Annotated in this window: 10 protein-coding genes; 9 read left to right on the top strand and 1 reads right to left on the bottom strand. The window is 37.5% G+C overall.

Annotated features, from left to right (window positions below):
- The 5 genes from L1D51_RS17080 to L1D51_RS17100 form a co-directional block, all read left to right on the top strand.
- A partial coding sequence (locus tag L1D51_RS17080; protein WP_239964302.1) for a hypothetical protein occupies window positions 1-444 on the top strand: 444 nt, incomplete at its 5' end.
- A gap of 546 nt (window positions 445-990) precedes the next feature.
- Window positions 991-1497: a GNAT family N-acetyltransferase gene (locus tag L1D51_RS17085; protein WP_239964303.1), complete on the top strand. Its 507-nt coding sequence runs from the start codon at window positions 991-993 to the stop codon at window positions 1495-1497.
- Between the two features lie 330 nt (window positions 1498-1827).
- Window positions 1828-2142 carry a hypothetical protein gene (locus L1D51_RS17090; protein WP_138534034.1) on the top strand — a complete coding sequence of 105 codons (315 nt, stop codon included), beginning with the start codon at window positions 1828-1830 and terminating at the stop codon, window positions 2140-2142.
- A 3-nt stretch (window positions 2143-2145) separates the two neighbouring features.
- A complete protein-coding gene (locus L1D51_RS17095; protein WP_239964304.1) occupies window positions 2146-3588 on the top strand; it encodes an SNIPE associated domain-containing protein in 1443 nt (480 codons plus the stop codon).
- 298 nt (window positions 3589-3886) lie between these two features.
- A complete protein-coding gene (locus L1D51_RS17100) occupies window positions 3887-4795 on the top strand; it encodes a DUF4238 domain-containing protein (protein WP_239964306.1) in 909 nt (302 codons plus the stop codon).
- 272 nt (window positions 4796-5067) lie between these two features.
- On the opposite strand, the gene L1D51_RS17105 is transcribed toward L1D51_RS17100, so the two are convergent.
- Entirely contained in the window at window positions 5068-6063 is a 996-nt protein-coding gene (locus tag L1D51_RS17105; protein WP_239964307.1) for an HNH endonuclease, read from the bottom strand.
- A 343-nt stretch (window positions 6064-6406) separates the two neighbouring features.
- Between L1D51_RS17105 and L1D51_RS17110 the strand changes: the two genes are divergently transcribed.
- The 4 genes from L1D51_RS17110 (at window position 6407) to L1D51_RS17125 (ending at window position 12584) form a co-directional block, all read left to right on the top strand.
- Window positions 6407-7498: a PD-(D/E)XK nuclease family protein gene (locus tag L1D51_RS17110; protein ID WP_239964308.1), complete on the top strand. Its 1092-nt coding sequence runs from the start codon at window positions 6407-6409 to the stop codon at window positions 7496-7498.
- Window positions 7499-7853: 355 nt separating this feature from the next.
- On the top strand, window positions 7854-8747 hold the full coding sequence (locus L1D51_RS17115; RefSeq protein ID WP_239964309.1) for an alpha/beta hydrolase family protein: 894 nt from the start codon (window positions 7854-7856) through the stop codon (window positions 8745-8747).
- A gap of 2612 nt (window positions 8748-11359) precedes the next feature.
- Window positions 11360-11851 (top strand): conjugative transfer protein MobI(A/C), encoded by a 492-nt coding sequence (gene mobI / locus L1D51_RS17120; protein WP_175080788.1) that lies wholly within the window; start codon window positions 11360-11362, stop codon window positions 11849-11851.
- On the top strand, window positions 11841-12584 hold the full coding sequence (locus L1D51_RS17125; RefSeq protein WP_175080789.1) for a hypothetical protein: 744 nt from the start codon (window positions 11841-11843) through the stop codon (window positions 12582-12584). Before mobI ends, L1D51_RS17125 begins: the two co-directional genes overlap by 11 nt.
- Window positions 12585-12783 lie beyond the last annotated feature (199 nt).

The raw sequence follows: 12783 nt of genomic DNA on the forward strand, positions 1-12783 counted from the left end.
AATGAATACATCAATGAATTCGGAACTGAGTTTTACGATTTAAGCATGTGGCACTATGATGTTGAGCATGACGGCTCTAGAAGTGAAGACTTTCAGCCAACCATAATCAAGTCAGAATGGTGCAAAACTAATGCTTTTATTTTCCTAGGTGAAAAACAAAATCGTGAAAGAATTGATTATCAGAGAGTTTGTGATGTGTTAGATCGCTTACTACCTTTGTATCTTCACATAGAGATAGCATCAAATAATGACAACCCTTCTACTCCCTCTTTTGTTTTCAAACCAGGTTGCAGAACAAAACTGTCATTTACCAAAGCCTCCTATAAGAAAGATCAGCAAATAGATGTACGACTCTTACACAATGATCTTCAACAGGCTTTGTATGATGAGTTAGTGCAAGTCTATGGCAGAGATAACGTAGGCACTGAAAACGTTATAGGATGAGGAAGAGTTGATCTGACTCTCAAATTGGGTAATAAGTACAGCTTGTATGAAATCAAAACAGTATTTAGTGCTAAATCATGCATACGGCAAGCAATTGGGCAACTTCTAGAGTATGCCTACTTTTATCAAGTTGGTTTCGTTGAAAAGTTAATTGTTGCTGGTCCTGTAAAATGCACAAGTGTTGAACATTCCTATCTGAATGAACTGCAAAGCAAGTTTAATTTGCCGATCGAGTATTATCAAATCAAAGGCGCATGCTTTGACTTTGATTAGGTTAAAAATTCATTTTACTTTCTTAGATTATATTTATGTTGAAAAACCCCGAAGTAAGGGCCGAAATATCCGAAGTGAGCGAGCTAATAATGAGGTAGTAGTTATGGAAGTTTGGATTACATTTGATTCAAATGTATGGGAATCAGAGATACAGCAGTTTGCTTTTGAAACTCAACTACATTTATTTAAAGAGCAACGGTTACAGATAGCAACCTTGTAAGGCAAAATGCCTAGCAAACCTCTAGCAAAAAATCATGAATATCAAAGGCGTGTATGGAACTTAAAACACTTTCTAAAAATCACGTAAATAAACTATTGGACTTTGAATTGAAAAACAAAGAATGGTTTGAAAGTTTTATTGAGCCAAGGCCTAAAGACTTTTATTCTCACAGTGGTGTTACAAAGCATATTGATTATCTACTTAATCAAATTAATTCAGGTAATGCCTTTTGCGGTATTGTAATTAAAAACAATGTTATTGTTGCGAGAGCTAACCTAAAAAATATTTCAGACCAAAAAGCCTATGTGGGTTATCGTGTAGGTAAAGAGTTTACATCTAAAGGTGTAGCAAGTTACTGCTTAAAACAACTAATTCATATCGGAAAAAATAAGCTTAATTTAAAACAATTAAACGCTCAGGTGCTAAATAATAACCCTGCTTCAATGCACATATTACACAAATTTGGTTTTGAAGCTATTGGTACAACAGCAAATTTTTTAAAACTAAATAACAAACAATTAAGTTGCACTGAGCTTGTTTTAAATACACATAATAAGTAACAAAGAGTGGATACATAAAACTTAGCTCGCTACTTACTGCGTTATGAGCATCCGAAATTTGTAAAGAGCCGCCTTTCGGCCCTAACTCACATTTGCCCCAAAATGAGTCAGCGACTGTATGAGCCATTACTCTCCCTACCATCATTTGGAATAATTTTTTCTAACCCAAATCAAGGGGGCTAATCTGCCTTGAGAAACATAGATATTTTAAACCTTAGTGCTCTCGTAGCTATAGACTTTATGCAATCTATTTGATTTCAATGTAACCCTTACAATTTTGTTGTGCTAGCATCGGAAGCATAATTCTGATTTGCTTAAAGGAGAAATGCATTGGCCAGACGAGGAAATGGTTTAAGGACGGCTATAAAGGTTGTTAAAGCTATAGATAGAGCCAACAAACAAGCCACCCGCGAAGCTCAGCGTAGAGAGAAAGCTCGGCAACGTGCTGAAGCTCAAGCACTTAGAGAGCATGAAAGAGGTGTGCGTGAAGCTCAGCGAGAACTACAGCGGCAAGTAAGACAGCAACAATCCGCAGCAAAGCAAGCATTTAAAAATGCGCTATCAAATGCAAATGAAGAGTACCAAGACCGCTGCGAAGAACGAGCCGCCCTTAGAAAACAATTCATACAAGAGGTTTTAAAGTAAACAATGGATAGTAATTTACTAATATTAGCAGGCATATCTTTGTTAGCAGTTTTGCTGACCTATATAGTGGCGAAACGCTCTGCGGATAAAAAAGTTGGACAGTACAAGTCAATTGATGAAGCGTTAACGAAAGCCAAAGTAGAGCACGAGACATTAAAGAAAGCAAATGAATCACTACAGAAAACTACTGAGATAGCAAAACAGGCGCTTTCCAAAATTAACGCTGAAACTGCCGACCTACAAGCTTTGAAAGGACAAGATGACTCTCTTAAAGTTAGTATTCTAGAGCAGCAACAGTCTCTTGACGCAGCCCAAAACGCTCTAAATGAACTTAATGCCAATATTGAAAAGAGCGAACAAGATCTGAACGAGCTAATGGGTGGGATAGACTTGTATTCACGACTCGATGAATATACTGCTCATGGCCATTTTGAAATGCCACAATATCTCTACGAAACATCAACTCGCTATTCTGAAGAGATCAAAGACATACGGCAGCAACAAAAAGACATGATTAAAGCTAAGACCGCAGTCACCTTCCCAGAAACGACCGTTATTTCTAATGATAAGTCTTTGAATAAAAAAATCCTCAATGGTCAAGTTAAGCTAATGCTAACTGCGTTCAATATTGAATGTGACATGCTTATTGGCAAGGTTTCTCCAAGCTCATTTGGTCGTACGCTGGAGCGAATTGAGAAACTAGCAAACAATCTAGAAAAGTCAGCTGCGACACTGGAGTGTGGCTTTGATATTGACTACATCGAACTAAAATTTGAAGAATGTAAGCTTCAGTATCAATATACCCTGAAGAAGCAGGAAGAAATTGCCGAGCAGAAGCTCATCAAAGAGCAAATTCGTGAAGAGCAGAGAGCAATAAAGGAGTTTGAAAAAGCTATTGCTGAAGCTGAGAAAGAAGAAAAAATGTATCGAAGCCTTCTTGATAAAGCTCAGCAAGAGCTTGCTCAAGCTAATGAACAAGAACGTAGTGAAATGGAACAAAGAATAGCCATTCTAGAGCAGCAATTGGCCGAAGCTGAAGCCAAAGAAGAACGTGCCAAGAGTATGGCGGAACAAACTCGTAAGGGCCATGTGTACGTGATAAGTAACATTGGTTCCTTTGGAGAAGATGTTTACAAGATAGGTTTAACGCGCAGGCTAGAGCCTATGGACAGAGTTAAAGAGCTTGGTGATGCCAGTGTACCATTCCCATTTGACGTACATGCCATGATTTATACTGATGATGCACCTGCACTCGAAACAGCTTTACACCGTGAATTCCATTCTCAACGTGTTAATGCAATTAATCTTCGTAAGGAGTTCTTCAATGTCGATCTAGAGGAAATTAAAGATGCCGTTGAGAAGATCGCTGGTGTAGATGCTGAGTTCAAAATGACCGCTCTGGCGGAAGACTATTACGAAAGCCTTCGTCTTAGTGATGCTGCATGATTTAACAGTTTTGTCCGCCTTCGAGTCAGCCAGATCAGCGCTGGCTCACCTTTGCCCCTTTATCATTCAGAGTAAATACTCATTTATGTATTGTTAACGTTAGTTTTCCCTACCAAAAGTTATCCGAATTTAGAAGATCATGAAATTAAAGACCATTCAGCAATATAAGATCACAATATAACCATTAGTCTATTGATTAAAAATTGAAGGGATACATGAAAGACGGCATTATGTGAACACGAAAGGTGATTATTAGTCGCCTAAGTAGCGTTATGCGATTTATTGGAGTAACTAACTAGTGGCAAAGAAAAAACCTCTATCCCATTTTGTACCCAAGTTTAGCAACAAGTATTGGGCTGACGAATCTAACCTCATGTCTTACTTTTGGTGCGAGTACACGACGTCCGTTATAAAAGGGACTCAAGGCAAAAAACAATGGGGACGAAAGAGAGGTTTGTATACTTGGGCAGTCGAACATGCCTTAGATAAAGAGCTAGAAACTAAAGTTGCTCCACTCTATGAGAAACTCATTACTTACAATGAACTAAGTAAAGGTGAAAAGTTTTTGTGGGCGCAATTTTTACTGTCTCAGTTGGTTAGGACACCTAGTTACATCGAATATGAAAAGAAAGCGGTTGAATTGACTGGGGTGGAGTCTGAGCCAAAGTGTGAGCGAGTCGGCTGCCAAGAATGCCTCGATCTAAATTACGTGGCGAATAGAAATTGGCTGTTATTGAAAACGCATAGTGAAGACTATCTTGTCAGGACTGACAATCCCATTTTACAAACTGGCTTTATTGAACTTCCGGATAGCTATCTTATTTACCCCTTAACGCCTCATTTATGCTTCGTAGCTACTCCAATGAGTGATAGTTGGAACCCCTTTGAGCATAATAACAATCCAATAATGGGTTATCAAATGCCTAAAGGATGGGCTCATATGGTTAATTATTATTTAGCTAAATCAGCTTACCGTTCGTTGGTATTAAGTCCTGAACATGCTGGTGTCATATCAGATACTATGTTCACTGATGTATTGGGCTCCTATACTCAGCCTCCATTTTCACTGCATGTTATTGAAAATGCACTCGCTACCTCTGCATTTGAAAGTATTAGACAAATCATGTCTATCGCTGATGACTTTGATTATCCAGTATGGGAAATAGAAAGATTAACCCCTGACTATCCTGAGAACACAATCGCATAGCAAATAAGGATACCTGTTGCGCACTCGACACTTTTATCCGAGTGTTGAACAAACGTTTAAGGTGTCAAGATACTTCACTTAATCCGATAAAAATGGTTTAGCTCAATAACTCTAAATAATTTTTGTCCAGTGATGAGTTATAAATATAACTCGCCTTTGCCCCAAAACAAGTTGAGTCACCACCCTTAATCAGGCAAAAACGATCACTAATGCCACTTTGGAAGCATTAGTCAATTGAACTAAAAAGGTGATTTGGATTAGTTTTTGTATCTTCAATTGGTGAAATTTGTCATATCCTCATTTACTAATGAAAATAATCCGGCTTCTTTCCCCAGCTCAGAATGAATGTTGAATAGTTTATCTGGAATGGGGGGACATTTTTTTAAACGATTAGGCACAACAACATGATACTCGTCAAATAGAGTTAGATAAGGAAAATTCAAAACAGCCAAATTTAAAAACTCTATATTACAAGGGGACTCAAACTTTACATTTTTCGGTGTGGGTGAAGATACAGTAGGTGGCGTAGGAAATATAACAAATTTATCGACAACTACACAGCATGGATATAAAGTACCTGAATTGATAATGACTCCAACCCCTTGCATTTCCATCTTGTCCGTAGGTAAATCGATTACCTTCGCACCATCAATATCTCGATCACAGTTCAATATCTGCTTTCGCACATTATCTAGTGAACTTTGGAAAACCCAGTTATAACCTATTTCATTAAACCACATTAAATAAGCGGCAGTTATATATCCAACTGCAATTTCGTTTTCGTGAAGCGTTAATGGTATTTCAAAGTTAATTTCGAGGTTTTCACCAAACTTCATTGATTCTACTTTACCAGGTGGGTTTCTATTGATAGGTAAAACAATATCAATACCTCCGTCAACGTCCGAGACACTTATTGATCCATTAACAGTTTTGTCATTAATACTTATGTACCTACTCTTTGTTTTGGCATCTAAAAGCATCCCCGTAGGCTTATTCAGTATATTAAGATATTCGCCTAACCACTTATCCTGTTTTTCACCAAATTGACTATTACAATCCTTACAAAGAAAGGTCCATTCACTCCCTCCAGAAGCTTCTGGTAAGATATGCCCTGCCGTAAAGCTGCGTTGACCTGAATTCAAATCAAACTCCTTTACACATGTTGGACATATGACTTTATTTTCAAACCCATCGCCAAATGAGCAAAGGTGCTCATTCAAATATTTTGCTAATTTTAATCTTGAGTTTTTTGTTGACTTACCCTTCATAGATAACGTCCTGTTAACCGCTAGTATGCTTTAATAAATTTATTATGGAGACTTATTAGTAATATAACAAAAGCAATTCATTAGAAAATATATAGCAAAAAACTTGAGGACAATGTCTTCAGCACAATCGAGACCTTTCAGCTCATGCTACTAGAGCCAACACGGAATTGTCCAAAGGCGTGTTATAAATATAACTCGCCTTTGCCCCTAAATGAGCTAGCCATGTGACTTAAGGCTTACTCTAATACTCTAGGATTGACCAAATTTTAGTAATGCTACAAAGTGCCTATGATTGCGGATTAGAGCAGTTACTGAATCAATATTAAAAATAAGCAAGGTTGATATGGAAAAACAACTAACAAGGTTTGAACAACTGTTGGCTGAGTTCAACCAACTCGAGCCTGTAGAGGTGGCAGAACCCACTATCTTTAGCATTGGCAGTAAAGGCTATTACGAAAACCCGACCACAGATACATTGGCATTTTTTTGCGATAACAACGGGTACCATCAACTTGGCGATACGGCACTAAAAGCGTTGCTTCATTGCCTACCCGAAGAATATCACTCATTGGATAGCTCACTGATTGAAACGCCAGAGCGCGAAGTAAAAACTCAAGCAGGAAAGCGGATCGATTTGTTGTTGGAGAGTAGTAATTGGGCATTGGTGTTAGAAAATAAAATCTACCACCATCAAATTAATCCATTTGATGACTACGAACGCTTTATTCAAGAAGAGCGAAATCAAACTCGCTTTGAGGGCAAACAGGTTATTTTTGCTGTTCTTTCCCCCGCGGGAGAAGTCTTACCAACTGGATGGCACGGCATCAGTTATCCAGAACTCATTACGGCTTTAAAATATGAGCTAACGGAGCAATTCCTTTCCCAACCTATCAATAAATGGACTTTGCTTTTGCGTGAGTTCATCTTGCATTTGGAGAGCCTTATGTCTCAACCTTCAGTAAATCAGCATGCTGTCGATTTTGTCTTAAATAATCTGTCTACAATCAATGAGATTCAGGAGACTAAAAAGCAAGTAATTAACGAATACCATCAACGTTTACAAGCTGCCATTCAAAAAGAATTAGGTGAAGATATTGTTATTCGCTTGCACCATTGGGAAGGATATCCTGCGTTGCGATTTGCCCTATCCAGTTGGAAAAATACCGATTCAGATGTAGTACTGTTTCTCTCTGGTGACAAAGGCGAATCGTCGATTAATGTGTACGCTCACTTAGAAGGTGATTTAGGCGAACATAAAGCCGATTCGTTGATCCTAACCGATTGTAAGGTGGAGCGTTGGATTGAAGGAAACGGGCGCTATCGTGGTTATCGAACTAAAGTTGCAGCAATCACTGAAGATGAAATCATTCAATTCATCAGTGAACGCCTTAATGAACTGGATAAGTTTGAGCGCGAGTTTGGGGCAGACAATTAATGCAGTGGCAAGTATTTTTTGATGCCTGATGCCTGAAAAAATGAATCAGTTCATTTAGAACTTAACGTTGCAAAAACATACGTGCCCCAAAACGTGTTAAGACGAATGCCGCAAAAGAGCGAGGAACGGACACTCTAAATATCCCTTCGAGTAGTTCACTTAGACGTGGGCTTACATTTTCAAAAAACGACTAATTACACACGGGTGCTCAATAAATGGTTAGTATAACTAATTAGTGGTCATATTGAGTACTCTAGTTGAAAGAAAGAAACTTAACTTTCTGAAATTATTGGTTTTTTATATTGGCGTAAACCTTGCCTTCTCAAGGTTTCTTTAACTTCATTAAGGATTAAAAATGAGAAACCTAGGATATATTTTGTTTTTACTAATTTTTGCTTCAGGTTGTACTACAAACAATAGACAGCAAAGTCATACTCTCATCGAAGAAAAACGCCAATTGAATGACGTTACCATTGTAGAAGAGGTCGTTTTTGAAAGCGAAGGTGTACAAATATCAGGGAGCATGTATATACCTAAAGATGCACGAGCGGCAGTAGTTTTAGTGCACGGATCAGATCCTGTCCCACGCATGACTAAGTTAGCGGAGTCTTTGGCTAAGAATGACTTGCTAGTTTTGACGTATGACAAGCGTGGAGTTGGTGAATCTGGTGGCGTATACGTAGGACCTCAGGTGGGAACCAATAATATAAGTGTTGATAATTTAACTTTACTTGCGAAAGACGCAAGTGCTGCGGTAGATGTGGTTCGTGGATATGATAAAGATTTATCGATTGGACTTATTGGTGCGAGTCAGGCTGGCTGGATTATTCCAATTGCCGCACTCAATAATCAATCAGTAGAGTTTATGGTTCTCTTTAGTAGCCCTACAATCACAACTTTGGAACAACTTAGATTTCAGTTTTACACAAATGGTAGAGAAGACTTTTGGGAAACTCATACTGATGAAGAATCGCGAGAACATACTCTAAATGATCCTGACAGGTATGATTTCAAAGCGACGGACCCGAAAATTTCTTTGAATTCTTTATCAATACCTGGGCTATGGCTCTTCGGAGAGCAGGACATACAGGTCCCAGTCAAAATGTGTATGGAGCAACTCAATAGGATGAAAGCTAAAGGCAAGCCTTTTGAATATGTATTATTTCCATCGCTAGGTCACAATACGAATAAAGCAGAGCCTCTTGATATTGCGATACACTGGATAAAGCAAAATAATTTTTCCCATTAATTCGCAATTGTTGTTTCGCTGGTGTTGGTCAAACAGAAGGGCACAGTTAACTAATGGCTCAAATGCGACGAAGCGCCTATGCTGAGCGTCATTGACATCCTTGCAGGTAGTTCGACTTTCAGAGAATTTTATATGAATATCCGCTTCTGGCACACAACTGCTCTTCAGCTCTAACAAACTTATGTCCAGAAGTGAGTTACAACGAGTGCGATACTTTAATATTCAGTTGTAGCTCGATTTAGACTTGAGAGTAGCTTTTAGTATGTATTTCTTTATTTTTTGTCATGTTGAATCATAAACGGTTCCAGCAGGGTTGTTTGACTGTTTAGTTATGAAACTTATTCCTCTCCTACAGTTATGGTTATGGTATTGATTCCTTCTGTACTTATGACAGAGCCAGTAGTGCTGGTCAAACATCTATCTTTTATCATGAAAACCTTAAGAAGTTAGAAAGCAATTACCCAGTAAATGTGATCACGCCATAGGACTTAATATGTAATTTAAAAACAAATACCTCACAATTCAAGCAAGCCGCCCCCACCTAGAATGGTTTGGGTTGCGGATAGATGCCTAAATAGGTCAAGTTCGCAAAGCGGAGCTGTCTAGGGGGGATCAGATGCCATATTACGGATACCAAATAACTTATGATAATTCAGGTATTCTGTTTCAAATTTTCAAAAATACCTAAAAACCACCAACTAAGGCGTTTAAATTAGATGCCCCATTTCATTTTACATATTCAATCACTCATTCCGGTATTTGGCCTGTAACCAAATCAATTGAATCCTAATACCGGAATGCTTTAACAAGTCATCTAATCCACCTACTGGTAAATACATTTGAACTTTTAGGTATAAGCTTAATTCATAAGTCGGGCAAAGAAACTACACCCAAGAGCAAACAAGACATTAACTTCAAAGCTAAGAAGTTCCTTTATACGGACTATATGTTGTTCATTCTTCGGACGCATGCGGTTGCATCGTGAGTCCGTTATACGAAGTGTAAATTCGTGTGACGAAATCCATTTAATGGACTTCATTAAGCTGGTGGTTAAAGATGATATTTTTCCAAATTCATTGTTGCCGATGGAATATCATAATTTGTAATCAGTTGAATCCTTCCAAAATACGGAAGCTGAATACATCAAATTTAATCCGCAAAACGGAATACTAAAGCTAATCAACTATCCGAAGTATGGTGTGCAATCACATTTGTTTTATTCTTTAGACTTGTTAGATGTGTTGCCTTAATTTCATTTTGAGCTTGAAAGCAAAAGCAGTATTCTGGTTAGAATGTACGTCCGCTTTGCGGAGTAAGCTCCGTTCAATTCATAGACCACTTGCTCACCTCCCCTACTAAATTACTAATCCAAGTGAATGGAAATGTATCAACATTGTTTTCCGTATTATGGAAGACGCCCACACCTTACAGACTCCATGATGCGGATTTGTCATCGAGTGATATATTTTGGTCAAAACTAACAATATTACTTATTGCGCTATTGTTCTGAAAATAACACCAGACAAAGTCCCAGTTCAATATACGGAAGAATACTGGAAACTGTTTTTCCATAATGCGGAATTAACCAAACAGCAACGACATCCTTTAAGAGGAATAAGCTTAAGTTTACTATGGTTCATATGGCGGACTTTAAATGAGCTTATCTGAAGCTTCAGAGTACTTACAACTCATAATGCATATGAAGGATGAGTTAAACATATAGCGAACAATTTAACCGCTTTGCGGAAAGTGATTGTTATCTTTTACTGGCTAACACTACCCACTATACGGATTGTGAGCACTTAACTTTAAAAGAGGGTTATTCAAGTTCTAGTTTTTAGGTATGACCCTTCACATTCTATAAAATCTAAAATTGCTAATCATGACACCAACGCTGCCTATAGCCACATGCTCATAAAATTATGAGTAACCCCTCTGTTAGCTAAGGCTGGGTTTTTCTAAGTAAACAAATCAACACACAAAAGAGACTTAGAGTAGATTGATGATGTAAGCATCAAAGCTCTCAACTTTTAGATTTCAAGTAATATAAGTTCGTTTGCTACATATATGATGCAAAATTTCAATTTATTGCAGTAAACGTAAATGATATTTCTTTCCTGAACTATCTTCTTTAGAACCGTTTAAAACAAGGTGACTTAAAGTTCACAGTTATTCTGTTGCATAAATTATGATGCAACCATTCAGCATTTACAGTCGGTTTGACTACATGTTAAACATGCCGCAATAGCTCTCCAATTCATAAATACGGGTTTTCTGCGTAGTTATGATGCAGAAAATAGTTAATTTAACCAATGTCATTCAATGACAAGTTTTTGCGTATATATGATGCAAAAAACAATCTCCCTTCACAGTGTTCCTTGGCAGTTTCGCAACGCAGAAAACTTTTATTTGCGTCTAAATAGAGCAAGCCTTTTTATTGCTCTAGATTTATTTCCTAGTTACACCCTTGAGGTTTAATTCACTTCAACTTCCTGTTCTCCACACTTAAAAACGTGCTTTGGCTAATTTTTTTGAATATACGTTTGAAAATTCGGCTTTAGCTATCTTTTTGCAAAGCATAATTAAGTCTCAATTAAAGTTCGGGGTTAAAGATGCTGCCTATAGAAATAGAAGTGCTGAAATTAGTTTTAGAGGCTATCGAGGATGCTGAAAAACCAATTGTAGAAAGTGCGCAAGATATTTGTGATCAACACAAAAAAAGGAGAGTTCTTTTAGATCAAATTCATGGTGAGTCGGGCGATTTTAAAAAATCGACATTACAAGTAAAAGTTAGGCAGCGAAAAAACTCTGAAAAATTTTACATCACTTGGGTTTCTCATGAGTACTCACCTATCAAGAAAATTAATAGGCATTGGGGGAAAGAAATTCCACCAACAAAAAAAGGATATACCGAAAAACAACTGAGTAAAAATTGCGAGGATGGCCACGCAAAAATTAATTGGGAAACTGAAATGCAACTTGCTCCATTAAGGGAGTCACTTGAAGTTTTGCATTCATCCAGAGTTAGTTTGAAAAAGCAGATCTGCAAACTTTCTAAAACACTATTTACCGCTCCAGCTGAGGAAGAAAATCATGATCAATAATGACCAACTAATCCATAAAACATTTGTTACTAATATCCAGTTCAAATCACACACCATCCATAATTTTTGGAAAAACGAAGGTGACCGAACATTAAATATTTATGAACGCATTGGTTCATTATTAATGTTAACCACTACAGAAAATGAACTCTATTCGAAAGTAAGCGCTTGGGAGTCAGAGCTTGCTGATTGGTTTAACCAAGAAATCGAAAGTATACAAAAACAAAAAGAAGCATTTATGGAAAATGCCGGTTTAGAAGAATCACCAGAAGTTATGACACCAAGCTCTTATGAATCAAGCGTACCAGTTTGCTATCCAGTCACTTGGAAGTTACTAAATTTAATTCAAACTTTAGATAATGAAATCGCAGAATTAGAAAATCTTTGGTTAACCGGTTTTGTTACAGATTTAGGTCGTCATGAAAACAGCAATAGAGCGATTGGTCTATTACGAAAATTAGTAGCAAAAATTAGCAACGCTACATCACCTGGTAAAGACAGAAGTGGTGGTCGATTTAAATCCACCCAACTAATTTCGTTAATTCGAGGTGGCCTAGAGTTATATGTAGATGACAGCCTTATTTTAAAACAAAATGAAGAAATTAAAGCCAAAGCTTCAATTAAAAACACAGAAAAAAAGACTGACTCAAAATCCACTTCATTGGATAGCCCTTCTGCAGACTCTAAGAACGAAACCGAACAGCCAAGCAACTCAAAAGTTAACGCAGCTTAAAATGACTAGGCGGGAAACCGCCTAATTTTTCCAGAGAGAAATATGAAGCTTTTACTTATTCCTTTTACTATTTTAATTAAGCTTTTTTTTAAAGTTCAGAAAAAGTATCTAATCGTTCAAAGTGAAAATGCCGCTCGCTTGATGAGAGATGACGCAAAGAAGTGCAATGTAGATCTTGATAGTTCGAATAGCCCAGAGT

This window comes from Pseudoalteromonas shioyasakiensis, from assembly GCF_022398475.1.
GTDB lineage: Bacteria > Pseudomonadota > Gammaproteobacteria > Enterobacterales > Alteromonadaceae > Pseudoalteromonas.

Bases quoted from the DNA above. Each gene is read 5' to 3' on its own strand.
- L1D51_RS17085 (WP_239964303.1), top strand. From the start codon at position 991: ATGGAACTTAAAACACTTTCTAAAAATCACGTAAATAAACTATTGGAC.
- L1D51_RS17095 (WP_239964304.1), top strand. From the start codon at position 2,146: ATGGATAGTAATTTACTAATATTAGCAGGCATATCTTTGTTAGCAGTT.
- L1D51_RS17105 (WP_239964307.1), bottom strand. From the start codon at position 6,063: ATGAAGGGTAAGTCAACAAAAAACTCAAGATTAAAATTAGCAAAATAT.
- L1D51_RS17110 (WP_239964308.1), top strand. From the start codon at position 6,407: ATGGAAAAACAACTAACAAGGTTTGAACAACTGTTGGCTGAGTTCAAC.
- L1D51_RS17115 (WP_239964309.1), top strand. From the start codon at position 7,854: ATGAGAAACCTAGGATATATTTTGTTTTTACTAATTTTTGCTTCAGGT.
- mobI (WP_175080788.1), top strand. From the start codon at position 11,360: ATGCTGCCTATAGAAATAGAAGTGCTGAAATTAGTTTTAGAGGCTATC.
- L1D51_RS17125 (WP_175080789.1), top strand. From the start codon at position 11,841: ATGATCAATAATGACCAACTAATCCATAAAACATTTGTTACTAATATC.